The organism is Corynebacterium sp. AOP40-4SA-5 (assembly GCF_052377355.1).
GTDB lineage: Bacteria > Actinomycetota > Actinomycetes > Mycobacteriales > Mycobacteriaceae > Corynebacterium.
The window spans coordinates 44,056-68,028 of sequence record NZ_JBQSWS010000019.1; the positions used below are offsets into that span (position 1 = coordinate 44,056).

Consider the following 23,973-nt stretch of genomic DNA (forward strand, 5'->3'; position numbering starts at 1 on the left):
TCACTGTGGTCACGCTGCTGAACGGAGCGTGCCGGAGACCGGCGCTGGTCCGGCCGTGAAGGGCTCCCGTTGGAGCGGCGACGCCGTTGGTTCATGGGGAACAAGGGTAGTGCCTGCGGGTCGGTTTGTGGGAACTGTAAAATCCGGGGGGTGACACAGGAGAACAAGGACGCCGCAACGATGCTCGCCACCGCGTGGTCGGCGGTGAAGGACGGCGACAGGACGGACCGGACGCTCACCGCGCTCGCCGGTGCCTTCGCCGCGCGCGGCCACAGCCTCTACCTCGTCGGCGGATCCGTCCGCGACGCCCTGCTCGGACGCCTCGGCGACGGCGCCGAGTTCGACCTCGACTTCACCACCGACGCCCGCCCCGACGTGGTCACCGGCATCCTCGAGGACGTCGCCGAGACCGTGTGGGACACCGGCATCGAGTTCGGCACCGTCTCCGCCATGTTCCACGGACTGGTCGTGGAGATCACCACCTTCCGCGCCGACTCCTACGACGGGGCGTCCCGCAACCCGCAGGTCACCTTCGGTGACACGCTGGACGGCGACCTGGTGCGCCGCGACTTCCGCTGCAACGCCATCGCCCTGGAACTCTCCGCCGACGGACACCACGACCTGCGCGACCCGCTCAACGGGCTCGACGACCTCGTCGCCGGCGTGCTCGACACCCCGGCCGCCCCCGAACAGTCCTTCCACGACGACCCGCTGCGCATGCTGCGCGCCTGCCGCTTCGCCTCCCAGCTGGGCTTCACCGTGGCCGAACGGGTGCGCGGGGCGATGACGGAGATGTCGGGTCAGATCGAGCGGATCACCGTGGAACGCGTCGCCACCGAACTCAACAAGCTGATGCTCGGCGCCGAACCGTGGACCGGCCTGGAGATGATGTCCGCCACCGGGCTGGCCGACCACGTGCTGCCCGAACTGCCCGCCCTGAAGCTCACGCAGGACGAGCACCGCCAGCACAAGGACGTCTACGCCCACTCCCTGCAGGTGCTGCGCAACGCCACCGAGCTGGAGGGGCGCATGGAGGACGCGACGCAGGACGACCGTCTCGTCCTGCGCTGGGCCGCCCTGCTGCACGACATCGGCAAGCCCGACACACGCGACTTCACCGACACCGGGGCGGTGACCTTCCACCACCACGAGGTCGTGGGTGCGCGCATGGCGCGCCGGCGGCTCAAGGCGCTGAAGTACCCCAAGCGGCAGATCCAGGACATCGGCCAGCTGGTGTTCCTGCACATGCGTTTCCACGGCTACGGCGAGGGAGCGTGGACGGACTCCGCCGTGCGCCGCTACGTCGCCGACGCCGGTGACCTGCTCCCCCAGCTGCAGGTCATCGTGCGTGCCGACTGCACCACCCGCAACAAGCGCAAGGCCGGACGCCTGGCGCGCGCCGTGGAGGACCTGGACTCGCGCATCGTCGAGCTCCGTGAGCAGGAGGACCTCGACGCGGTGCGTCCCGACCTCGACGGTAACGAGATCATGACCGTCCTCGGCCTGCGGCCCGGACCCGAGGTCGGCAAGGCCTGGGCGTTCCTCAAGGAACTGCGCCTGGACCGCGGCCCCATGGACCGCGACGAGGCCGTCGCCGAGCTGACCCGCTGGTGGGAGGCGCAGCAGTGAGCCCCACCGCCCCGGCGGAGTTCAGGAAAGGCATCCAGGACAGTTGGACGGTGGCGTTGGGGCTCGTCCCCCTGGGCCTCGCCTTCGGACTGCTGGTCACCCAGACCGGGTTCGCCTGGTGGTGGACGCCGGTGTTCAGCATCGTGCTCTACGCCGGATCCATGGAGTTCCTCGCGATCAGCCTGGTCACCGGGGGTGTCGCCCCGCTGTCCGCCGCCCTCTACGGCTTCCTGGTGAACTTCCGCCACGTGTTCTACGGCCTGAGCTACCCGGTGGACGCCGTGCGCTCCCCGGCGGCGAAGGCCTACGGCATCTACGCGCTGACCGACGAGACCTACGCGATCCTGTCGACGAAGAAGAAGTCCGTGTGGACGCAGCCGCGGGTCATGGCGGTGCAGATGTTCTGCCAGTCCGCCTGGGTGGTCTTCGGCGTGGTCGGCGCCCTGGTCGGCTCCGCGCTGCCCCTGGACCTCGTCGGGCTCGACTTCGCGCTGACCGCCCTGTTCGTGGTGCTGGCGATCGAGGCGCTGGACGTGAGCCGCGACGTGTGGCTGCCCGTGGTGGCCGTCGTCGCCGGTGCCGTGGGCTACGTGGTGAGCCGGGAGCAGATGCTGCTGGTCGGGTTGTCGCTGTACTTCGTGTACCTGGTCGCGCGGTTCCTGTGGGAGCAGCGGGGAGCCCGGGACGCCCGGGACGCCCGGGGTGGTCGCGATGTCTAGCGGCCTGCCCGCGGGTGTGGACCTGACCAACACCCTGCTCATCCTCGGTGCCGTGGGGCTGGTGACCCTGCTGCTGCGCGCCCTGCCGTTCGCCGCGATGCGCTATTTCCGTGAGTCTGCGCTGGTCGCGTGGCTGGGGATCGCCATGCCGGCCGGGGTGATGACGGTGCTGGTGATGTACACGCTGGCCGGCTCCACGGAGAACCCCGGTGGCGTGTGGGCCGCGCTGATCGCCGTGGTCGCCACCGCCGTCCTGCACCTGTGGCGACGCTCGGCCACGATGTCGATCCTCTTCGGCACGGTGGTCTACATGGTGCTGGTGAACCTGGTCTTCTGACCCCGGCGCACCCCTCGGGAGCGAAATAGTCGCCCTCCCAGGTAGGCAAAGAGCCCGAATCGCTACCTGGGAGGGTGATCGGGCTACATCGTCGTGGAGCGAGCAGTAGGTCAGCCCCCGCTCACGCCTCCCGCGCCGTCATCTCCCGCGCGCGGGCCTCGCAGGCCCGGCGCACCGCGGCGCGTAGCTGCTCCAGCAGTTCCGGCAGGTCGGCGAGCAGCATGCGGTTGACCCGTACCGCCTCCCACCCCACTCCCCTGAGCTTCTGGAACAGCGTGAAGTCGGTGTCGGTCTGGGCCAGCTCGTCGTGGTGCCGTCCGTCGTAGTACAACGCCACCCCGAGGGTCTCGCACGCCAGGTCAGGCACCGTGGAGCGCGCACCGCCACCTGCTCGCCAACTCCCGCCGTCCCCGCCGACCGTCCCGTCGGCGAGGTTGATCCGCACCTGCGAGGTCCACCGGTGATCGTCCGGCAGTTCGTCGCGGACGATCAGGCGCAGCACCGTCTCCATCGGTGACTGCGCTCCCTCGTCCGCCATCGCGAGCAGCCTGGTCAGCACCCGACGGTCCACGATCCCGTGGGCGGCGGCGAGGATCTGGCGCGCGGTCAGGAAGTTGCACTGGTACATCGCGTCGATGAGCTGCACCGCGCGCACGTGCTTCCCGTCCATGCCGGGCACGTGCGGGACGTGCCAGGTCTTCTTTCCCTGGAGGATCGTGGCGAGGCACTGGGCGGTGGCGGTCGCCGCGTCCAGCACCCTCATCTGCGGGAACAGTGGGTCGGCGCGGTCGGTCGGTGTGCCGGGCTTCAGGGTGCGGAAGACCGCTGTGGAGGGCCCGGTGGCGTTGCGACGGGTGCGCGAGGAGAGCAGGACGACCGGTTCGCTGTCCGCCCAGTACGGCAGTCCGTGCAGTGCGGCGGCCGCCCACCCGGCGACCACGGTGTGGGGGCTGATCAGCCAGGATGCGCGTAGCCGGGTGATGATGTCCCAGCGGTACGGGCCGTGTTCGTCGCCGTGGCCACCCGGGCCGAGGCGGATGTTCCCGCTGTAGTCGGGCGCCGGCGGCAGGACGACGCACCGCACGGGTGCCTCCCAGGTGTCCACGGCGGAGCGCGGGACGCCGCGGGCCAGGGCGTCCACCCGTAGCTCCGGTTTGCGTGTCGGCAGGACGCGGCGCGCGTACAGCGGTCCCCATCCCGGTGTGATGCGGTGCGCGCGTTGAGCCGCGTCCCAGTCGGGTCCCCCGAAATTCCCCATGCCCCCGATCAAACACGATCACCCACGCCGGCGCCGCCCTATTGAAGAGGATCACCCTCCCAGGTAGCGAATCGGGGTGATTCGCTGCCTGGGAGGGCGACTATTCCGCAGTGTGGGGAGCGCGGGAGCCTACTTCGCGGCGGCCTCGGCGAGCTTCGGCTCGAGCTGGCCCACGGCCCAGATCATCGCGTCCGGCGTGCCCACGGAGATGGCCTGGCTCAGCTCCTCGTCGGCGACGATTCCGCGGCCGTCCTGCACGGCACCGATGCGCTGCCAGGTGCTGTCCTCCTCGAACTCCTCGGTGGTGAAGCCGATCGGGAAGCCGACGACCACGTCGGCGTCCGCGCGGTCGATGTTCTCCTCGGAGACGTCGATGTAGAAGTTGCTGCCGTCGGCCATCTCGGCGACCTCGTCGGTCTGGGTGAAACCGAGCGCGACCAGCAGGTCCATGCGCGCGTCGCCCTCGGGGTAGATGCCCCAGCCGTCGCCGAACTTGGTGACCACGGAGGCGGTCTTGTCGCCCCACTCCGGGTTGGCGTCCTTGGCCTCGGTGATGCGGTCGTTGACCGAACCGATGAGCTCCTCGCCCTTGTCCTGCACGCCGAGGGCGGCGGCGATCATCTCGACCTGGGTGTCCCAGGAGGTGGTGAAGGAGTCGCCGCCCTCGGGCACGGAGACGGTGGGGGCGATGTCGGAGAGCTGGTCGTAGACGTCCTGCTCACCGGCGGAGCGGGTGTCGAGGATCAGGTCGGGGTCCAGGGCGGCGATCTTCTCGTACTCGACCTCGTCGGTGCCGAGGATCTCGGGCGACTCGTCGTAGGAGTTGTCGTTCCAGGGGCTCACTCCGTCGTCGCCGAAGCCGAGCCAGTCGGTGGCGCCGACGGGCTGGACGCCGAGGTCGAGGGCGATCTCGGCGTCGCCCCAGCCCAGGGCGACCACACGCTGCGGTGCCTCGTCGACGGTGATCTCGCCGAACTTCGTCTCCACGGAGGTCGGGAAGACCCCGTCGGACGCGGTGGCGCCCGTGCTGTCGCCGTCGTTGTCGTCGGAGGAGCAGGCGGTCAGGGCGATGCCCGTGGCCAGGGCTGTGGTGGCGGCGGCGATGCGCAGCAGTGAGCGTCTCATGGTGTAAAGATACCGTAAGCGCAACCCCATGAACAGCTTGAACAGCACGGAGAGCGCGTGGGTATTAGACTCCTCTCCCATGGGTACCCCCTCTTTTATCGTGGAGCTCCGCGAGCGGATCGGCCATGCGCCGCTGTGGCTGCCGGGCGTGACCGCCGTCGTGGTGCGTGACGTGCCGCAGGACGCCCCGGCGTACGCGACGCCGGACGTCCTGCTGGTCAGGCGCGCCGACGACGGCCGCTGGACGCCGGTGTGCGGAATCATCGACCCCGGCGAGGAGGTCGCCGAGGCCGCGGTGCGCGAGGTCGCCGAGGAGACGGGGCTGACCGTGGAGGTCGACGCGTTGATCGGCACCGGTGCCGTGGGGCCGGTGACCTACCCCAACGGCGACGAGTGCAGTTTCATGGACACCACGGTGCGCTGTGTGCTGACCGCGGACAGTGCCGTCGAGCCGCGGGTGAACGACGAGGAGTCGGTGGAGGTCGGCTGGTTCCCGGTGGCGCAGCTGCCGGCGATGGACCCGCGGTTCCGCCTGGTGGTGGCCGACTGCGTGGCGCAGCTCAAGCATCCGGCGGGCTTCCGGCCGCGGATGGGGTACGTCAAGCGGTCGCGTCCGGTCGCCGGGGACCTGCGCGGGATATAGTCTTTCGTTCATGGAACCCGCCGGTCGTCAGCGCGCACTGCCACGGGACGTGGCCGAGGCGTTGGACCGGATCCTGGACGGTGCGGTGGCCGACGACCTGGAGTCCGGCGTGCTGGACTTCAAGGAGGACCCGTCGCACACCCCCACCCGGCGTCCGGACGACAAGGCCGCGGACATGCTGGTCAAGACGGCGTGCTGTTTCGCCAACGGCTCCGCCGGACGCGGCTTCATCGTCTTCGGCATCGCCGACCGCACCCCGGGGCCGGACGCCTTCAACGGCACCGGGCGTGACCCGGCGCAGATCGCGCACCAGATCTTCGCGGCCACCCGCCCGCACCTGACGGTGGACGCCTGGGCGGCCTACGCGCACGGGGCGCGCATCGTGGTGATCCGGGTGCCCGCCGGCCTGGCGGTGTACACCGGCCCGGACCAGGTGGTGCGCCACCGCGTGGGGGACGCCTGCCTGCCGCTGGCCGGCGAGCCGCTGGCGGAGCTGGGCCGCGCCCGCGGCAACCCGGACGCCACGTCCGCGGCGTCCTGCGTGCCCGTGGAACGTTTCGACGCCGAGGCGCTGGACGCCGGACGCTCCCTGCTGGCCGCCGCGCAGCGCGCCGGCACGCTGCCGAACGGGGCGTCCGGCCCGGACCTGCTTCCCGCACTGGACCTGCTCACCGCCGACGGGCGTCCCAGCGTGGCCGCCGAGCTGCTGTTCCACCGGACGGCCGGGGTGCGTCACCTCTACCGCGCCGGGGCGACGGACGCGGCGAACCCGCCGACGGAGACCGTGCTGGACCTGCCCCTGGTGCTGCTGGCCGGGGGCCTGCGCGACCTGGTGCGCGCCCACGACGACTCCTCGGTGCCCGCCGCGGCCGCCGACGAGGCGATCACCAACGCCCTGGTGCACCGCGACTGGATGCGTCCGGAACCGGTGGTGGTCTTCCAGTCGCCGGACCTCATCCGCGTGCACTCCCCCGGCGGACTGCCCGACGGCACCGCCGCCGACCGGCTGCTGTCCGGGCCCTCGCAGCCGCGCAACCCGACGCTGCTCAACGCCATGCAGCTGCTGGGGCTGGAACGCTGGTCCTCGCGCGGTTTCGACCGGATGTGGCTGGCGATGCTGTCGTCCGGCTTCGAGCCGCCGGTGGTGGACGCCAAGGACGACGCGGTGGACGTGACCCTGTTCAACGGGGAGGCCGACATGGAGTTCGTCGGCCTGCTCACCGCGGTGCGCGCCGAGTACGGCCGCGGGGTCGCCCGGGACGCCGCGACGCTGGTCGTGCTGCGCCACCTGATGTCCGCCGGCACGGTGGACCTGCAGGTCGCGGCGATCCTGCAGCAGGCCAGCGAGCCGGACGCCCGCTCGCTGATGACGTGGCTGGCGCAGCGCGGCGTGCTGCAGCGCACCGCCCGTCGGCGCGACGAGTGGCGGTTCTCCGACCGCGTCGCCGCGCTCGTGCCAGGTACGGTCTAGCGGTCTACCAGGTGTTCTCGGGGCGTTTGGCGGCGTAGGTCGCCGCGCGCCCGGAGCAGATCATCAGCTGGACCTGGTGGAAGATCATCAGCGGCACGATCACCAGCCCCGCTCCCCCGCTGAACAGCACCGCGGCGATGGGCAGCCCGGAGGCCAGCGACTTCTTCGTGCCGCAGAACTGGATGGCCACCTGGTCGCCGTAGTCGAAGCCGAGGTGGCGGGCGGTGAAGGAGGTCAGCCAGAGCATGCCGTAGACGGCGACGACCGAGCCGACGCAGATGCCCACGATCGCCACCCACGACACCGAACTCCACACGCCCATCACGATCCCCTCGGAGAACGCCACGTACACGACCAGCCCGATGGAGATCTTGTCCACGTAACTGGTCGGCTTCGCGCCGGCGACCTTCGACACCCCGGGCACGTTGCGCAGCACCTGGCCGGCGACGAACGGGGCGAGCAGCTGCAGGGCGATGTTGACGAACACGGAGGTGTCGATGTGCAGGCCGCCGTCGGCACCGCTCATCAGCAGAAGGACCAGTACCGGGGTGGCGAAGACGCCGATGAGGTTCGACGCCGAGGCACTGACGATCGCGCCGGGGATGTTGCCGCGCGCGATGGAGGTGAACGCCACCGAGGACTGCACCGTGGACGGCACGAGGCACAGGAAGAGGATGCCCTGGTAGAGCTCGTCGCCGATGGCGTACTTCAGCGGGGTGAGCGCCAGCCCGATCAGCGGGAAGACCACGAAGGTGAACGCCAGGATCAGCAGGTGAAGGCGCCAGTGCTTCAGCCCGTTGAGCGCCTCGCGGGTCGACAGCCGTGCACCGTAGAGGAAGAACAGCAGGCCGATGGCGATCTTCACGACCCAGTCCATCACCTCGGCGAAACCGTCGCGCGCCGGGAAGATGAGGGCGAGCACCACACCGAGGACGATCAGCACGATCAACAGGTCCGGACGATATCCCACGATACGGTTGATGAAGTTCCTCATGGTGGGACAGTCTAGAGGACGGTCGCCCCGCGCACGGCGTCCCTCCCCGCGTAGGACGCCGCGGCACCGCGCGAGCGCACCGCCAGGCTGCCCGCCGCCGTGGCGACCGCCGCGGCGTCCGCCAACGACTCCCCCTCCGCCAACGCTGCGGCCAGCGTGCCGCAGAAGGCGTCGCCCGCACCGGTGGTGTCCACCACGTCCCCGGCCGGCACCGGCGCGACCTCGGTGCGTCCCGCGCCCTCGTGGAGCACCGCACCGCGGGCGCCGAGGGTGACCACCACCGAGCGGGCCAGGTCGCTGAGGTCGCCGAGCGCCTCCGCCTCGTACTCGTTGAGGACCAGCGGGTCCGCCGCGGCCAACAGGTCCCGGTCGCGGGTGGTGACCGGTGCGAGGTTCAGCACGAGCCGGGCGCCCAGGCGTTCGGCCAGGCCCGGCAGCGCCGCGGAGTGCTCCGGGGTGAGCTCCCCCTGGGCGAGCAGGACGTCCGCGGAGCCGTCGGCCTGCGCCGCAGGGTCGGTGAGCTCGTTGGCGCCCGAGGTCACCACGATGATGTTCTCCCCGTCGGGGTCGTTCATGATGAACGCCCGGCCCGTCGGCGCCTCCCCGGTGCGCGCGACCGCCGAGACGTCCACCCCGGCGTCGTCGAGGCCGGTGAGGGCGGTGTCGCCGTCGGCGTCCTGCCCCACGGTGGCCAGCAGGACGACCCGGGCGTCCTGCCCCTGCTGGTAGCGCGCGACCGCGACGGCCTGGTTCGCCCCCTTACCGCCCAGGGCCTGCCCGTTCGGCGCGGCGATCACCGTCTCCCCCGCCGACGGGAACCTGTCGACACCGACGAAGGTGTCCATGTTGACGCTGCCGCACACCACCACGGTGCCGGATGCTGTACCCAGTCTGTTCATGGGCACCGATCCTAACCGTGGTGGCCGCGGCAGGGTGTCACTCCTTGGTCATGTTGAGGATGATCGTGGAGTCCGACGGGACCGTGGTGCCGGGTGCGGGCTCGATCGAGGTGACGGTCCAGTTGTTGTACAGGACCGGCATGGCCCGCGAGGGGTCCACGGACGTGGGGTTGACCCCGGTGAAGCCGTCGCCGGTCAGTCGCTCGTAGGCGAGCTGGGCATTCATGCCCTCGAGCCCCTCGGGGATGACCAGGTCCTCCACCGGGGCGGCCTCCGAGGTGGCGGCAGGGACGTCGGCCTGTTCGACAGCGGGGGACGCTTCCTCGGGGGTCTGGGTGACGACCTGGGTGACCGTCTCCGGGGCGGCGGAGTCGTCGGAGCTGTCACCGCATGCGGTGAGTCCGAGGGTGGTGGCTGCGGCAACGGCGGTGGCGACGACGAACCGTGAACGAAGGGGCATGGTGGATTCTCCTGCCTCGAGTGATTTCTGAATAGTAGGCGCAGGATCGAGACGGAAGGATATTTTGTTCGCAAATGGGAATGGGGGGCGTATAGCGGCAGCTCCGGAGTACCCCCGGGGGTGTGCAGAGGTCTGGTGTCCCCTGTGACGCAGCAACCCCCAGGTCGGTGCGACCGGCCTGGGGGTTGCTGCGTGAGTTTGTCGCCTGGGGCTGTTCGGCTAGCTGTCGTCGCGGGACGCCACGGCGCGGCGGGCCGCGTCCAGGTCCAGCTCGACCGGGACGGACGGCGCGGAGTCGTGGCCGCCGCATCCGCCGCCGCACCCATTGCCGCAGCCGTCTCCGCAGCCACCGGAGGTCTCGGCACCGTCGGCGCTGTCGGCGCTGTCCTTCTTGCCTGAGGAGCAGCAGCCCGCCGCAGCACGCGTCTGCTCGGCCTGCTGCGCCTTGGCGTGGTCGATCTTCGCCAGGGTCTGCGCGGCCAGTGCCGCGCCCACACCGATGAGGAACAGTGCGCCGACGACCAGCAGCGCCGTGACGGCCCACAGCCAGCCGCCCTGCAGGCTGACCACGCCCGCGGCGATCAGTGCCACGCCGGCTCCCGCCCAGGTGGGGCCGGCGATCCGGTGGCCGGTGTCCCACATCTCCCGGTTCTTGCGCACCTCCGGGATGCGCAGGCCCACCCACCGGTTGCCCGGCAGTTTCCCGGTGACGGCGAGCACACCGGTGACCAGCACGGCGACACCCAGGACGGACAGCAGGACAGAGAGAACGATCATGGTGACCAGTCTATTACAATGACTGGACATGACTAACTCCAGCGAGTCCACCTCCCACCGATACACCCCGCAACTCGCCGGCGACATCGAAAGTCGCTGGCAGGGGTACTGGCGGGACAACGGCACCTTCAACGCGCCGAACCCGGTAGGCGACCTCGCTGAGGAGGGCGCCGACCTGCAGGGGTCCGAGAAGCTCTTCGTCCAGGACATGTTCCCCTACCCCTCCGGCGTGGGCCTGCACGTCGGCCACCCGCTGGGCTACATCGCCACCGACGTCTACGCCCGGTTCAACCGGATGCTCGGACGCAACGTGCTGCACACCCTCGGCTACGACGCCTTCGGCCTGCCCGCCGAGCAGTACGCCGTGCAGACCGGCACGCACCCGCGCACCACCACCAGCGCGAACATCGACAACATGGAGCGTCAGCTGGGACGCCTCGGCCTGGGCCACGACCGCCGCCGCGTGGTCGCCACCACCGACACCGACTTCTACCGCTGGACCCAGTGGATCTTCCTGCAGATCTACAACTCCTGGTTCGACGTGGAGGCCCAGAAGGCCCGCCCCATCAGCGAACTCGAGGCGAAGCTCGCCGCCGAGCGGGACGACTGGGCCGACCTGGACGCCGCCGCGCAGCAAGCCGAACTCGACGCGCACCGCCTGGTCTACCGCTCCAACTCCACCGTGAACTGGTGTCCCGGGCTCGGCACCGTGCTCGCCAACGAGGAGGTCACCGCCGACGGACGCTCCGAGCGCGGTAACTTCCCCGTGTTCCGCAAGCGCCTGTCGCAGTGGATGATGCGCATCACCGCCTACTCCGACCGCCTGCTCGACGACCTCGAGGACCTCGACTGGCCCGACAAGGTCAAGTCCATGCAGCGCAACTGGATCGGACGCTCCCGCGGCGCCGAGGTCGACTTCGCCGTCTCCCTGGCCGGGCCGAAGTCCGAGGCCCGGATCCGCGTGTTCACCACCCGCCCCGACACGCTCTTCGGCGCGTCCTACATGGTGCTCGCCCCCGAGCACGAGCTCGTCGACGCGCTCGTCGCCGGGGCGTCCTACGCCGACGGCGTCGACCCGCGCTGGACGTACGGCGCGGCGACACCGGCGGACGCAGTGGCGTCCTACCGGGCCGCGATCGCGGCCAAGACCGACCTGGAACGCCAGGAGAGCAAGGAGAAGACCGGTGTCTTCACCGGCGCCTACGCCACCAACCCGGTCAACGGCGCGCAGGTCCCCGTGTTCATCGCCGACTACGTGCTCACCGGCTACGGCACCGGCGCGATCATGGCCGTGCCCGGCCACGACGAGCGCGACCACGAGTTCGCCACCGTCTTCGGCCTGCCCGTCACCGAGGTCGTCTCCGGCGGCGACGTCCCCGTCACAGAGGCCGCGTACACCGGCGACGGCACGCTGGTGAACTCCGCCAACGACGACGGCCTCGACCTCAACGGCCAGGACAAGGCCGCCGCCATCGAGACCACCATCGAGTGGCTCGCCGGCCGCGGCCTCGGCGAGGAGAAGATCCAGTACAAGCTGCGCGACTGGCTCTTCGCCCGCCAGCGCTACTGGGGCGAGCCCTTCCCCGTCGTCTACGACGCCGACGGAGTCGCCCACGCGCTGCCCGAGTCCATGCTGCCCGTCGAGCTCCCCGAGGTCGAGGACTACAAGCCCGTCAGCTTCGACCCCGACGACGCCTCCTCCGAGCCGCAGCCGCCGCTGGCCAAGGCCAAGGAATGGGTCGAGGTCACCCTGGACCTCGGCGACGGCGAGCAGACCTACTGGCGCGACACCAACGTGATGCCCCAGTGGGCCGGGTCCTCCTGGTACCAGCTGCGCTACATCGACCCGACGAACTCCGAGGCGCTCGTCGACATCGACAACGAGCGCTACTGGACGGGTCCGCGCGAGGGTGCGCCGTCCGGCGGCGTGGACCTCTACGTCGGTGGCGTCGAGCACGCCGTGCTGCACCTGCTCTACAGCCGTTTCTGGCACAAGGTGCTCTTCGACCTCGGCCACGTCTCGTCCTACGAGCCGTACCACCGGCTCTACAACCAGGGCTACATCCAGGCCTACGCCTACACCGACGCCCGCGGCGTGTACGTGCCCGCCGACGAGGTCGAGGAGAAGGACGGCACGTTCTACTTCAACGGCGAGGAGGTTACCCAGGAGTACGGCAAGATGGGCAAGTCCCTGAAGAACGCCGTCTCCCCCGACGAGATCTGCGACAACTACGGCGCCGACACCCTGCGCGTCTACGAGATGTCGATGGGTCCGCTGGACACCTCCCGTCCCTGGGCGACGAAGGACGTCGTCGGTGCGCAGCGCTTCCTGCAGCGCGCCTGGCGACTCGTGGTCGACGAGGCCACCGGCGAGTCCGCGGTGGCCGGTGACACCGTCTCCCTCACCGACGACGACCAGCGGGCCCTGCACCGCACCGTCGCCGGTGTGCACGACGACTACGCCAACCTGCGTGACAACACCGCCGTCGCCAAGCTCATCGAGTACGTCAACCACCTGACCAAGGCCTACACCGGGGCATCCGTCCCGCGGGCCGCCGTGGAACCGCTGGTGCTGATGATGGCGCCGGTGGCCCCGCACATCGCCGAGGAGATGTGGTCCCGGCTGGGCCACTCCACCTCCCTGTCGCACGCCGACTTCCCGTCCTGGGACGAGGCGTGGCTCGTGGACGACACCGTGGAGCTGCCCGTCCAGGTCATGGGCAAGGTGCGCGGCCGCGTGACCGTGGCCGCCGACGCCTCACGCGAGGACGTGGAGGCCGCCGCGCTGGCGGAACCGAACGTCGCCTCCCACGTGGAGGGCAAGACCGTGGCGAAGATCATCGTGGTGCCGGGCAAGATGGTGAACATCGTGGCGAAGTAGGCCCGCGGCTCGGGGGGTCGGGGGTTGGGGGTCCCCCGGGCACGATGCGGAAAAGTCGCCCGCCCAGGTAGCGAATCGGGCTGATTCGCTACCTGGGCGGGCGACTATTCTGATCCAGGCGACTCCGAACCTGGCTGCCCTGATCCTGGGGAGCGCCTGAGGCCGTGGCTCAGTGGTTGGTGATGAGGGGAACCGGGAGCGTGGTGAAGATGATCAGGAAGAACGGGATCAGCCACCACAGGGTGCCCATGAACGGCTGCCACCACTGGTAGCGGCGCCACTTGCGCAGCACCACGAGGCCCGCGACGATCGGGCCGAAGAGGGCGATGACCGTGGGGATGATGCGCGCGGCGGTGTCCCCCACCGTCTGGTCGAGGACGAACCAGGCGAGGATGGTGACCACCGGGAAGGCGATCGCCAGCTGCCAGGCCTGTTTCACCGACGTGCGCCGGTCCAGGTCCTCGAGGTGGTCGAGGGGGTCGGGCTTCTCGGGGTAACCGGAATTAGTGTGCTCAGCGGACATGATGCCCCCAAGTCTAGTCCCTGACGGGGTGAGGCCCGTCAGACGGGACTGACCAGCACCGGTGCCGGCGAGTGCGCCAGCAACTGGTTGGTCGACGGTCCGATGAAGACCCGGTTGAAGGCGCCGAGCACGGAGGACCCGACCACCAGGATCTCGCCCTTCTTCCAGTGCACGTCGTCCATCGCGCCGCTCCAGCCGGGGCCGGAACCGACCTCCACCGAGACCCGCAGGTCCGGGTGACGCTCCTCGGCACGTTCACGGCCACGTCCCAGGATGTCGAGCGCCTGGTTACGCCAGCGTTCATCGGCCTCGGCGGCGTCGGGGAACGGTGTGAGGGTGGGGTACATCGACGCCCCGGTCGGGCTGAAGGCGACCAGGCGCAGTGGCACGCCCCACCGGGAGGCGAGGTCGGCGGCCTTGCGCAGTGCCTGGTGGGACTGCTCGTTGTCCACGTAGGCGCAGCTGACACGGGTGACACCGTGCTTCGACAACGTCGGGGTGCGCGGGACCGTGAGCACCGGCAGCGGGGCGCAGTGCAGGAGCGCGTCCGTGGTGGATCCGGCCCGGAACCGGCCGACGGGGCCACCGGAGGTGCCGAAGCGCGACCCGACCACGATGAGGTCGGCACTGAACTCCTCCGCGGAGCGGATCAGTGCGGTGGTCTCGGAGTGGCTGTGGAGCAGCTCGTCGCTGTCGTCGATCATCGACTCCGGGACCCCGGCCTCGGTGAGGGCGGTACGGGCCGCCGCGTGGCACGCGGTGGACTCCGCCGCGGCCCATTCCTCGAACCGGCGGACGGCGTCGGCGTCTGCGGCATCCACCCGGTCGACCCCTTCGGGCCAGATCCGGGGGATCACCGTGACCGGCTTCACGCTGATCTCGGCGGTGCGGGACAGCCAGGAGACGAAGGACGCGGTGTCGGTACCGGTGCTCGTCGAGTCACCGTCGGGGTCGCCGTCCGGCCGCCAGGCCAGCAGCACGCGCAGCGGATCCACCGACTACTTCTCCCCCATGCGACGGGAGTCGAAGACCTCCATGCCGGCCTCCAGCGTGGGGATGAAGTCCTCCACACGCTCCAGCTGGTCGGGCTCGAGGACCGAGAGGATGTTCGCCATCTGCTTGTCCCGCTCGTCGCCGATGCGGGTCAGCTCGGTCCTGCCGAGGTCCGTGAGCTTCACGCGCACGCCGCGGCGGTCGCTCACGTCGCGGACGCGGGACACCAGGCCGAGCGACTCGAGGTGGTTGATCGCGTTGGATGCGGTGGGCATCCGGATCGACTCCAGGTCGGCGATCTGGCTGATGCGCAGGGCACCGTGGGTCTGGAGGTTCATCATGATGGAGAGTTGTGCAGTGCTGATGCTGGACTGCGTCGTCTGGCGGAAGTACAGGAGGTACATTCGCGTGACGACGGGCCGCAGGCGCTGCGCGACTTCAGACGGGGTAGCTGTCATGACACCAACCTACCGTGCTTTGCATCCGAAAGGTATACTGCTACCACCTTTAGGTTTGTGAACTTCCTTAACATGTTCAGCTCCGGGCAGGTCAGAGGGGCTACCGGGGACCCCTGAAATGGTGTGGTCACCCCTGCGAGATAAAGGTCTCGAGGTCTGCACGCCCCCGGTCGTCGGGCTGCTGGATACGCGGGGATTTCATCAGGTAGGTGGACGCGGGGTCGACGGGTCCGCCCAGGCCACGGTCCTTGGCGATCTTGGCGGCGCGCACGGCGTCGATGATGATGCCGGCGGAGTTCGGGGAGTCCCACACCTCCAGCTTGTACTCCAGGCTGATCGGCGCGTCGCCGAAGGCGCGGCCCTCCAGGCGGATGAACGCCCACTTGCGGTCGTCGAGCCACTGGACGTAGTCGGACGGGCCGATGTGCACGTTGCGGTCGTCGGTCTTGCCGGCGAGCGCGCCGGTGAGGTTCGACGTCACCGCCTGGGTCTTGGACACCTTCTTGGACTCGAGCCGGTCGCGTTCGAGCATGTTCTTGAAGTCCATGTTGCCGCCGACGTTGAGCTGGTAGGTGCGGTCGACGGTCACGCCGCGCTCCTCGAAGAGCCGGGCGAGGACGCGGTGGGTGATCGTCGCGCCGACCTGGCTCTTGATGTCGTCGCCGACGATCGGGACGCCGGCGTCCTCGAACTTCTTCGCCCACTCCGGGTCGCTGGCGATGAAGACCGGCAGGGCGTTGACGAAGGCGACGCCGGCGTCGATGGCGCACTGGGCGTAGAACTTGTCGGCCTCGTCGGAGCCGACCGGCAGGTAGGACACGAGGACGTCCGCGCCGGTCTCGCGCAGGTGCGCGACGACCTCGTCGTGGGTGGCGTCCGGCTCGGCCGACTCCTCGATGGTCTCGCGGTAGTACTTGCCGAGGCCGTCGGCGGTGTGGCCGCGGCGCACGGTGATGCCCAGTTCCGGGAGGTCGCAGATCTTGATCGTGCAGTTCTGGCCGGACTCGGTGGCAGCGGCGACGTCCTTGCCGACCTTGTCGGCGTCCACGTCGTAGGCGGCGACCAGTTCGATGTCACGCACGTGGTAGTCGCCGAAGCGGACGTGCATGAGCCCGGGGACGGTGTCGTCGTCGGGGGTGTCCTTGTAGAACTCGAGGCCCTGGAGCAGGGATGTCGCGCAGTTGCCGATGCCGGCGATGGCCAGCTTGATGGTGTTGGTGTCCTGAGAACTCATGGGTCCGGACGTTAGCCCTGCCGCTCGGGAAAAACACTGCCTGACGTGGGATGCAGTGGTACTTGACCGGTCAACACCGGGTCTTGACCGATTCACCTCGTCGGGCACGCCGTGTCCGCGGCACGGGATAGGATGGCCCCATCATGTCGACCACCGTGCAGCCCGTCCACACCGTCTCCCACGACCTGGACCGCCGTAGGACGCTCCGCGCCCTGCGTCGCGGCGAACGTCGTCGCGCCGACGTCTGCGACGCCGACCGGGGCCTGCGGTCCTCCGCCGAGGTCCTCGGCGTACGTGCCGGCCGGCCGTGCCCGGTCTGCGGTGCCGAGGATCTGCGCGAGAGCATGTGGGTCCACGGTGCGGCAATGGGGGAAAAGTCCGGAACGGCGCGTAGTCTTTCGGAGATCAGCGCTATCCTCGCTACCCTGTTTCCTGACGGCGTCGCGCGGTCTGCTAAGGACCGTGCCGACGCGGACCCTGCCGGAGGATCCGGGAGCGGGGTGGCCGTCCACACGGTGGAGGTCTGCCTGCGCTGCGGATGGAACCATCTGATCAGGGAAGACATGTACGGTGCCGGTAATTCCAGTACGGAGAGAACAGCCACGTGACTAACGACTCGACCACCCCCAACGACTCCACGAAGCGTCAGCGCACCCGCACACGCAAGCCGGTGTGGGGCCGTCTCTTCGCCTCCGTGGCGGCAGTCCTGGCCGTGCTCATCGTGGTACCGCTGGTGACGTTCTTCGCCGCCTACTCGGTGACGAAGGTGCCGCAGCCCGAGGAGCTGGTGAACAACCAGATCTCCCAGATCTTCGCCAACGACGGCACCACCGAGCTGGCGCGTATCGTCCCGCCGGAGGGCAACCGCCAGAACGTGGACATCGAGGAGATCCCGGAGCACGTGCGGGACGCCGTCCTCGCCGCGGAGGACCGCGACTTCTACGACAACCCCGGCTTCTCCGTCACCGGCTTCGGGCGTGCCGCCCTCGGCCAGCTCACCGGTGAGGACGCCGGCGGTGGTTCCACCATCACGCAGCAGTACGTGAAGAACGCCGTCGTCGGTGACGAGCGCAGCCTGGTCCGTAAGGGCAAGGAGCTGGTGATCTCGTCGAAGATGTCGCGCGAGTGGTCGAAGGACGAGATCCTCGAGGGCTACCTCAACACCATCTACTTCGGACGCAACGCCTACGGCATCTCCGCGGCGTCGCGCGCCTACTTCAACAAGCCGATCCAGGAGCTCTCCCCCGCCGAGGGTGCGGTGCTCGCCGCGTCGATCCAGCGGCCCAGCCAGCTGGACCCGTGGACCAACCGTCCCGAGGCCGAGGAGCGGTGGAACTACGTCGCCGACGGCCTGGTCAACATGGACACCATCTCCCAGCAGGAACGCGACGAGATGGTCTCCCCCGAGGTCATCGACCCCGCCCAGGTGGACTCCGGTTCCGTGGCGGAGGGCACCAACGGTCTGATCAAGAGCCAGGTGCTCGCCGAGCTCAACGCCAACGGCATCACCGAGGAGGCCGTGAACACCGGCGGGCTGAAGATCACCACGACGATCGACGCCAACCACCAGAGCGCGATGGTGGAGAACGTGCACAGCGCGATGGAGGCGCAGGCCGACACCGTGCGTTCGGCCGGCGTCTCGATCGACCCGAACACCGGTGGTGTGCGCGCCTACTACGGTGGCGACGACCCCACGGGACTCGACTGGGCGAACGCGGGTCTGCAGACCGGTTCGACCTTCAAGATCTTCACCATGGCAGCCGCGGTCGAGCAGGGCATCCCCACCTCGACGAACTACGACTCCTCCCCCGTCACCACCGGCGCGACCGAGGTGAACAACGTGGAGGGTGCGTCCTGCGGTAGCTGCTCGATGGCAGAGGCGCTCAAGCGCTCCCTCAACACCTCCTTCATCCGCGTGGCCCGCGACCTGGACAACGGTCCGCAGGACGTCGCGGACATGGCGCACCGCCTCGGTGTCGCCGAGGAGCTGCCGGGCATCGGCGAGACGCTCCGCGAGAACGGTGACACGCCGTACGAGGGCATCACCCTGGGGCAGTACCAGTCCCGTCCGATCGACATGGCGTCGGCGCTGGCGACCCTGACCAACCACGGTCAGTACATCCCCGCCCACTTCGTCTGGAAGGTCGAGACTTCCGAGGACGAGATGCTGCTGGACAACACGAACATGGAGTCCACCCAGGTCGTCCAGCCCGAGGTCGCCGACGAGGTGATCGCGGCCATGGGCCCGATCGCCGCCTACTCCAACAACCACTCCCTCGCCGGTGGTCGTCCCAGCGCGGCGAAGACCGGTACCGCCCAGCTGGGCGACACCGGGCAGAACAAGGACGCCTGGATGATCGGTTCGACGCCGCAGCTGGCGACGGCCGTGTGGATCGGCGACACCGACGGCCAGCCCCTGGTCGACGCACGCTACGGCGGTTCGATGTACGGCTCGCAGTCGCCGTCGGACATCTGGCAGGGCTACATGGACGAGGCGCTCGTGAACGAGCCGATCGAGCAGTTCGACGGCTCCGTCCCGGTCGTCCAGGACCCGCAGGCCGGTTCCTCGGGAACCGGTGGCGGCGAGTCCTCCGCGGGTGACGAGGCCTCCGCGGGCACCGGCGGCGGCGACGACGAGGACTCCGACGACGACTCCGCCGACACCGCACCGGAGAGCGGCGGTGGCACGGGTACCGGCGACGGCCAGGACACCGACATCGGCCGGATGATCGACGACTTCCTCAACAACCTCTGATGACCAGCACCGAGCTGCTGGTCACCATGGGCAGCGTCTTCATCGGGTTCCTCCTGTTCGGCGGATCCTTCGCCAGCTTCATGGCGAAGCGCCGTCCTGCGGTGGTGTGGGGGTTGTTCGGCGCCGCGATCGTGTTCATCACCCTGATCCCGGTGTTGATCGCCGTGTTCTGGGCAACGGCGGGCCCAGCCTGACTTGGGCAAACAGGGTGTGGCGTGTATCCTGAGCAGGTTGCTGACGCAACGAACCCTCCTGCCGCATCCATTCCCGGATACGGCCGAAAAAACACTAGACCACAGGAGGTGATGAGGTCCGTGCGTCAATACGAGATGATGATTATCATCGACCCGTCACAGGATGAGCGCACCGTTTCCCCGTCCCTGGACAAGTTCCTCGAGACGGTCCGCAAGGAGAACGGTACGGTCGACAAGGTTGATATCTGGGGCAAGCGTCGCCTGGAGTACCCGATCAACAAGCAGGAAGAGGGCATCTACGCTGTCGTCGACCTGAACTGTGAGTCGGCCACCGTCCAGGAGCTCGACCGCGTTCTGAACCTGAACGAGATCATCATGCGCACGAAGGTTCTGCGCAAGGACGCCAAGTAGGCGTCTTCACGACATCTGCATCAACGTCGAACCGACACCGACTGACACAGACTGACAGGAGAAACTGACATGGCACAGGGAGACACCCCGATCACCGTCGTCGGAAATCTCGTCGCGGACCCCGAGCTGAGGTACACCCCCAGCGGATCCGCCGTCGCGAACTTCCGAGTGGCCTCCACGCCGCGCCGGTATGATTCCCAGTCGAACCAGTGGGTGGACGGCGAAGCGCTGTTCCTCCAATGCAACGTGTGGCGCCAGGCGGCCGAGAACGTGGCGAACTCGCTCACCAAGGGTGACCGGGTCATCGTCAACGGCCGTCTGCGGCAGCGCTCCTACGAGACCCGCGAGGGCGAGAAGCGCACCGTGTTCGAGGTCGAGGCCGACGAGGTCGGCCCGTCCCTGAAGTACGCCACGACCCAGGTCACCAAGACCCCCCGTCAGGGTGGGAACTTCGGTGGCCAGCAGGCCCCGCAGGGCGGCGGCCAGGCCGGTAACCAGGGTGGCTTCGGTGGTAACCGTGGCCAGGGTGGTTTCGGTGGTCAGCAGGGAAACCAGGGTGGTCAACCCAACCAGGGCTACGGCGGCGGTAACGCCGGTGGCCAGGGTGGGTTCGGCGGGCGTAACGCCGCGTCGGACGATGACCCGTGGAACTCCGCTCCGCAGTCCGGTTTCGACGGCGGCGACGAACCGCCGTTCTGATCTGTCGTGTGAGTCAACCCCAGATCCTCCCGGATCTACCGAAACCATGAAAGGCTACGGATCATGAAGCTGATCCTCACCGCCGCCGTCGACAACCTCGGTGTCCCTGGTGACATCGTCGAGGTCAAGGCCGGCTACGGACGCAACTTCCTGCTGCCGCGCGGCTACGCCATCACCGCCACCCGTGGCGCTGAGCGTCAGGTGGAGAACATCCGCCGTGCACAGCAGGACAAGGTCATCCGCGACCTGGACCACGCTCGCGAGGTCAAGGACGAGATCGACCGCCTGAACAACGTCACGGTCACCGTGCGCACCTCGGACAAGGGCAAGCTGTTCGGCTCTGTCACCGCCGAGGACGTCGCCGCCGCCGTGAAGGCTGCCGGCGGACGCGATCTCGACAAGCGCTCCATCGTCCTCGATCAGGGTGACGTCAAGGCGACCGGTTCCTACAACGTCGACGTGAAGCTGCACTCGCAGGTTGTCGCGTCGCTGAACTTCAAGGTCGTCGCAGAGAAGTAGTTCTCCGCTCGCCACAGCGCTGCAGAAGCCCCGAGAGGATCTGTGGACACCCCCGGCCTAGACACCCGGGGTTCGCCGGCTTAGACACCCGGTTCCCGTGTCCGCGACATCCTGGCTTCCCCGCGGCTCAGGCGACGAACGCCACCATCTGTAAGACAACAGCACAGTCTGAAGGGCCCGCGCCCGGTCGTCACGACCGGTCGACGGGCCCTTCGGCATGTCCGGGGCCGGTGGGGGCGGTTCCCGGGACGACCCGCACGACGGACCGCGGGGATTGTGCACAGGACTTCCGGACCCTGTGGACAACTGTGGATAACTTGGTCGAAACATGTGCTAAATATGGCCCCATCGGCCATCGCGCTGACCTCGGGTTATGCTCTGAGGCGCTCCGCTGGCCTGCGGCAACCGGAGTTGTCCACTGGAAGTCGACGGCCATAATGCGGACCAAGAGCCCTGTGACCGGCATGAACGCGAATACTCGCAGGTCAGCGCAATCCTTGTCCACAAGTTGTCCACAGGGCCAACAGGCAATTCCCCCACAGGTGCACATTCAGTGCACAAGTGATCCACACGGCCTGTGGACAACTCTGTGGAGACGGTCCCGCCACCGCCCCCACGTGGGCGTCCGTGGGCGTTGTGCACAGGTCGGAGCACGCCCTCGGGGAATGTCGCCTGAGGGGGTTAGAATCATGGGCATGAGTACACCGGAGCGGGCACGCGACAGTTTCGCCGACGACGCAGGGGCCGTGCCGCTGCCGCCGGAGCCCGACCAGTGGGACGGGCCTGCAACGCAGGACGCCCCGGGCGCGGGGCGTGGCAGCGCCCCGGGAGGAGGACAGGGAGGGGGACAGGGCGGCTACCGCCGCCGCGGCGGAGCGTCCAACGAGGGGGGCGCCTTCGCCGAGCCGCGGCAGATGCCGCAGAACACCGAGGCGGAGATGGGCGTCCTCGGCGGCATGATGCTGAGCAAGGACGCCATCGCCGACGTCGTCGAGCGGCTGCGTCCGGACGACTTCTACCGTCCCGCCCACCGGACGATCTACGAGACGATGCTCGAGCTGTACGGCGAGGGCATGGAGGTCGACCCGGTGATCCTCGCCGGGCGTCTGGACAACAACGCCATCCTGGACAGCGTGGGCGGGGCTCCGTACCTGCACGAGCTGTCGTCGAAGGTGCCCACCGCGGCGAACGCGGGCTACTACGCCGACCTGGTCTCGGAGAAGGCCGTCCTGCGCCGCCTGGTGTCCGCCGGCACGAGGATCGTGCAGTACGGCTACTCCGGCCTGGAGGGCAACGAGCTGGAGAGCGTGGTGGACCGCGCGCAGCAGGAGATGTTCAACATCACCAACGAGTCCGCCTCGGAGGACTACATGGTGCTCCAGGACCTGCTGGAGTCCACCATGGACGAACTGGACGCCCTGGAAAACGGGGACGGTCAGGGCGAGGGTGTGATGACCGGGTTCAGCGAGCTCGACGAGATGACCAACGGCCTGCGTGGCGGGCAGATGATCATCGTCGCGGCCCGTCCCGGTGTGGGCAAGTCCACGCTGGCCATGGACTTCATGCGCTCGGTGTCGGTCCAGCAGAACCGTGCCTCGGTGCTGTTCTCGCTGGAGATGAGCAAGTCCGAGGTGATGATGCGCGTGTTCTCCGCGGAGGCGGAGGTGCCGTTGTCCGTGATGCGCGGCGGCAAGATGGTCGACTCGCAGTGGGACAAGCTGACCCAGCGGGTCACCGCGATCGAGAACGCCCCGATCTACATCGACGACTCGCCGAACCTCACGATGACGGAGATCCGGGCGAAGGCCCGCCGGCTCAAGCAGAAGCACGACCTGGGGCTCATCGTGGTCGACTACCTGCAGCTGATGAGTTCGGGCAAGAAGGTCGAGTCACGTCAGCAGGAGGTGTCGGAGTTCTCCCGTCAGCTGAAGCTGCTGGCCAAGGAGGTCGACGTCCCCCTGGTCGCGATCTCGCAGCTGAACCGTGGTGTGGAGTCCCGTGGCGACGACGCGTTGCCGCGCGTGTCCGACCTGCGTGAGTCCGGTTCGCTGGAGCAGGACGCCGACATCGTGCTGCTGATCAACCGTCCGGACGCGCAGAACCGTGACCATGAGCGTGCTGGCGAGGCCGACCTGATCCTGGCGAAGCACCGTGGTGGTCCGATCGGCACCGTGCAGGTCGCCCACCAGCTGCACTACTCGAAGTTCTCCGACCTGAGCAGGGGAGTCTAGGGGGCCGGACTACTCCTCGAACTGGCCGGCGAGGGTGCTCAGGATCCCGTCCAGGGTCTCGGCCTGCTCGTCGCTGAGTACGTCGAACATGAGACGCCGCACCGAGGCGACGTGGGACGGGGCGGCATCGCGGATGGTGGACAGGCCCTGGTCGGTGAGCACGACGAAGGCGCCGCGTCCGTCGGAGTTGCAGGTCTCCTTCGCCAGCAGGCCCCGGTTCATCATGCGGGTGATCTGGTGGGAGAGGCGTGAACGGTCCCAGGTCAGCCGGTCGGCGAGCAGCGCCATGCGCATCTTGTGCTCGGGGGCCTCGGACAGGTTCACCAGTACCTCGTAGTCGGCCATGGACAGGCCGGTGTCGCGTTGCAGGTCACGTGCCAGTGCGGAGTCCATGCGCCGTGCCACGGACAGCCACGAGCGCCACAGGTGCTGTTCGGACTCGGAGAGCCAGGGGGCGGTCGGTGCGGTCTTGCCGTTCGTCATGGTGACCATTGAACCACAATCGGCGGGTAGTTGACACATCAACTACATCGGCCTACGCTGGCGTCCGTAACGCACCCCACCAAGGAGAAAATCATCATGAGCAGCGTCAACGACTTCGCCGGCAGCTACACCATCGACCCGGCACACTCCGAGATCGGCTTCACCGCCCGTCACGCGATGGTCACCAAGGTCCGCGGTTCCTTCACCGACTTCACCGGTTCCGCCACCACGGAGGAGGGGCTGGGCAATGCCTCGATCTCCGTGGAGATCCAGGCCGGTT

The 23,973-nt window shown here is 68.7% G+C and carries 25 protein-coding genes; 14 read left to right on the forward strand and 11 right to left on the reverse strand.

Translation table 11 applies throughout. The features are described 5' to 3' along the window. The first annotated feature begins 180 nt into the window (after positions 1 to 180). The 3 genes from ACT3S3_RS11495 to ACT3S3_RS11505 are packed head-to-tail and all read left to right on the forward strand — an operon-like array spanning position 181 to position 2,685. Positions 181 to 1,629 carry a CCA tRNA nucleotidyltransferase gene (locus tag ACT3S3_RS11495; RefSeq protein WP_301442285.1) on the forward strand — a complete coding sequence of 483 codons (1,449 nt, stop codon included), beginning with the start codon at positions 181 to 183 and terminating at the stop codon, positions 1,627 to 1,629. Further along, positions 1,626 to 2,348, forward strand: coding sequence for an AzlC family ABC transporter permease (locus tag ACT3S3_RS11500; protein ID WP_301442277.1), 723 nt, complete (start codon positions 1,626 to 1,628; stop codon positions 2,346 to 2,348). The genes ACT3S3_RS11495 and ACT3S3_RS11500 overlap by 4 nt, the downstream gene beginning before the upstream one ends. Beyond that, positions 2,341 to 2,685, forward strand: coding sequence for a branched-chain amino acid transporter permease (locus tag ACT3S3_RS11505; protein WP_301442278.1), 345 nt, complete (start codon positions 2,341 to 2,343; stop codon positions 2,683 to 2,685). The genes ACT3S3_RS11500 and ACT3S3_RS11505 overlap by 8 nt, the downstream gene beginning before the upstream one ends. A gap of 121 nt (positions 2,686 to 2,806) precedes the next feature. Here the strand turns inward: ACT3S3_RS11505 and ACT3S3_RS11510 are convergent, their stop codons facing one another. Then, positions 2,807 to 3,943: a hypothetical protein gene (locus ACT3S3_RS11510; protein ID WP_301442279.1), complete on the reverse strand. Its 1,137-nt coding sequence runs from the start codon at positions 3,941 to 3,943 to the stop codon at positions 2,807 to 2,809. 129 nt (positions 3,944 to 4,072) lie between these two features. Further along, positions 4,073 to 5,068: an iron-siderophore ABC transporter substrate-binding protein gene (locus tag ACT3S3_RS11515; protein ID WP_301442280.1), complete on the reverse strand. Its 996-nt coding sequence runs from the start codon at positions 5,066 to 5,068 to the stop codon at positions 4,073 to 4,075. 79 nt (positions 5,069 to 5,147) lie between these two features. Between ACT3S3_RS11515 and ACT3S3_RS11520 the strand changes: the two genes are divergently transcribed. Together ACT3S3_RS11520 and ACT3S3_RS11525 are read left to right on the forward strand one after the other, a co-directional pair. Further along, entirely contained in the window at positions 5,148 to 5,711 is a 564-nt protein-coding gene (locus tag ACT3S3_RS11520; RefSeq protein ID WP_301442281.1) for an NUDIX hydrolase, read from the forward strand. A gap of 10 nt (positions 5,712 to 5,721) precedes the next feature. Next, positions 5,722 to 7,182, forward strand: a complete 1,461-nt coding sequence (locus ACT3S3_RS11525; RefSeq protein ID WP_301442282.1) for an RNA-binding domain-containing protein — start codon at positions 5,722 to 5,724, stop codon at positions 7,180 to 7,182. A 4-nt stretch (positions 7,183 to 7,186) separates the two neighbouring features. Here the strand turns inward: ACT3S3_RS11525 and ACT3S3_RS11530 are convergent, their stop codons facing one another. The 4 genes from ACT3S3_RS11530 to ACT3S3_RS11545 form a co-directional block, all read right to left on the reverse strand. After that, entirely contained in the window at positions 7,187 to 8,176 is a 990-nt protein-coding gene (locus ACT3S3_RS11530; protein WP_441578833.1) for a bile acid:sodium symporter family protein, read from the reverse strand. 11 nt (positions 8,177 to 8,187) lie between these two features. Beyond that, positions 8,188 to 9,075, reverse strand: coding sequence for a ribokinase (locus tag ACT3S3_RS11535; protein ID WP_301443063.1), 888 nt, complete (start codon positions 9,073 to 9,075; stop codon positions 8,188 to 8,190). A 37-nt stretch (positions 9,076 to 9,112) separates the two neighbouring features. Next, complete coding sequence (locus ACT3S3_RS11540; protein WP_301443062.1) at positions 9,113 to 9,535, reverse strand: hypothetical protein; 423 nt, start codon at positions 9,533 to 9,535, stop codon at positions 9,113 to 9,115. 219 nt (positions 9,536 to 9,754) lie between these two features. Next, the gene (locus tag ACT3S3_RS11545) at positions 9,755 to 10,312 is read right to left on the reverse strand and encodes an SdpI family protein (protein WP_301443061.1); all 558 of its coding nucleotides are present in this window, start codon (positions 10,310 to 10,312) and stop codon (positions 9,755 to 9,757) included. Between the two features lie 28 nt (positions 10,313 to 10,340). On the opposite strand from ACT3S3_RS11545, the gene leuS reads away from it, so the two are divergent. Then, a complete protein-coding gene (gene leuS / locus ACT3S3_RS11550) occupies positions 10,341 to 13,193 on the forward strand; it encodes a leucine--tRNA ligase (RefSeq protein ID WP_301443060.1) in 2,853 nt (950 codons plus the stop codon). Positions 13,194 to 13,362: 169 nt separating this feature from the next. On the opposite strand, the gene ACT3S3_RS11555 is transcribed toward leuS, so the two are convergent. The 4 genes from ACT3S3_RS11555 to ACT3S3_RS11570 all read right to left on the reverse strand — a co-directional run bounded on the left by ACT3S3_RS11555 (position 13,363) and on the right by ACT3S3_RS11570 (position 16,401). After that, the gene (locus ACT3S3_RS11555) at positions 13,363 to 13,716 is read right to left on the reverse strand and encodes a hypothetical protein (protein ID WP_301443059.1); all 354 of its coding nucleotides are present in this window, start codon (positions 13,714 to 13,716) and stop codon (positions 13,363 to 13,365) included. 38 nt (positions 13,717 to 13,754) lie between these two features. Then, positions 13,755 to 14,711, reverse strand: a complete 957-nt coding sequence (locus ACT3S3_RS11560) for a universal stress protein (RefSeq protein ID WP_301443058.1) — start codon at positions 14,709 to 14,711, stop codon at positions 13,755 to 13,757. A 3-nt stretch (positions 14,712 to 14,714) separates the two neighbouring features. Continuing rightward, positions 14,715 to 15,167: a MarR family winged helix-turn-helix transcriptional regulator gene (locus tag ACT3S3_RS11565; RefSeq protein WP_301443057.1), complete on the reverse strand. Its 453-nt coding sequence runs from the start codon at positions 15,165 to 15,167 to the stop codon at positions 14,715 to 14,717. 127 nt (positions 15,168 to 15,294) lie between these two features. Beyond that, complete coding sequence (locus tag ACT3S3_RS11570) at positions 15,295 to 16,401, reverse strand: inositol-3-phosphate synthase (RefSeq protein WP_301443056.1); 1,107 nt, start codon at positions 16,399 to 16,401, stop codon at positions 15,295 to 15,297. A 143-nt stretch (positions 16,402 to 16,544) separates the two neighbouring features. On the opposite strand from ACT3S3_RS11570, the gene ACT3S3_RS11575 reads away from it, so the two are divergent. The 7 genes from ACT3S3_RS11575 to dnaB all read left to right on the forward strand — a co-directional run bounded on the left by ACT3S3_RS11575 (position 16,545) and on the right by dnaB (position 23,210). Next, a complete protein-coding gene (locus ACT3S3_RS11575; protein ID WP_301443055.1) occupies positions 16,545 to 17,009 on the forward strand; it encodes a DUF5318 family protein in 465 nt (154 codons plus the stop codon). Next, on the forward strand, positions 17,006 to 19,156 hold the full coding sequence (locus ACT3S3_RS11580) for a transglycosylase domain-containing protein (protein ID WP_444626818.1): 2,151 nt from the start codon (positions 17,006 to 17,008) through the stop codon (positions 19,154 to 19,156). The genes ACT3S3_RS11575 and ACT3S3_RS11580 overlap by 4 nt, the downstream gene beginning before the upstream one ends. Continuing rightward, positions 19,156 to 19,350 (forward strand): hypothetical protein, encoded by a 195-nt coding sequence (locus tag ACT3S3_RS11585; RefSeq protein WP_301442408.1) that lies wholly within the window; start codon positions 19,156 to 19,158, stop codon positions 19,348 to 19,350. Before ACT3S3_RS11580 ends, ACT3S3_RS11585 begins: the two co-directional genes overlap by 1 nt. A gap of 111 nt (positions 19,351 to 19,461) precedes the next feature. Then, positions 19,462 to 19,761, forward strand: a complete 300-nt coding sequence (gene rpsF, locus ACT3S3_RS11590; protein ID WP_301442409.1) for a 30S ribosomal protein S6 — start codon at positions 19,462 to 19,464, stop codon at positions 19,759 to 19,761. 69 nt (positions 19,762 to 19,830) lie between these two features. Next, positions 19,831 to 20,460: a single-stranded DNA-binding protein gene (locus tag ACT3S3_RS11595; RefSeq protein ID WP_301442410.1), complete on the forward strand. Its 630-nt coding sequence runs from the start codon at positions 19,831 to 19,833 to the stop codon at positions 20,458 to 20,460. 63 nt (positions 20,461 to 20,523) lie between these two features. Next, the gene (gene rplI / locus ACT3S3_RS11600) at positions 20,524 to 20,979 is read left to right on the forward strand and encodes a 50S ribosomal protein L9 (RefSeq protein WP_301442411.1); all 456 of its coding nucleotides are present in this window, start codon (positions 20,524 to 20,526) and stop codon (positions 20,977 to 20,979) included. Between the two features lie 695 nt (positions 20,980 to 21,674). Next, positions 21,675 to 23,210, forward strand: a complete 1,536-nt coding sequence (gene dnaB, locus ACT3S3_RS11605; protein WP_301442412.1) for a replicative DNA helicase — start codon at positions 21,675 to 21,677, stop codon at positions 23,208 to 23,210. Between the two features lie 9 nt (positions 23,211 to 23,219). Here the strand turns inward: dnaB and ACT3S3_RS11610 are convergent, their stop codons facing one another. Further along, on the reverse strand, positions 23,220 to 23,693 hold the full coding sequence (locus tag ACT3S3_RS11610; RefSeq protein WP_301442413.1) for a MarR family winged helix-turn-helix transcriptional regulator: 474 nt from the start codon (positions 23,691 to 23,693) through the stop codon (positions 23,220 to 23,222). Positions 23,694 to 23,789: 96 nt separating this feature from the next. Between ACT3S3_RS11610 and ACT3S3_RS11615 the strand changes: the two genes are divergently transcribed. Next, the coding region (locus ACT3S3_RS11615) for a YceI family protein (protein ID WP_441588305.1) at positions 23,790 to 23,973 on the forward strand (184 nt) is incomplete at its 3' end.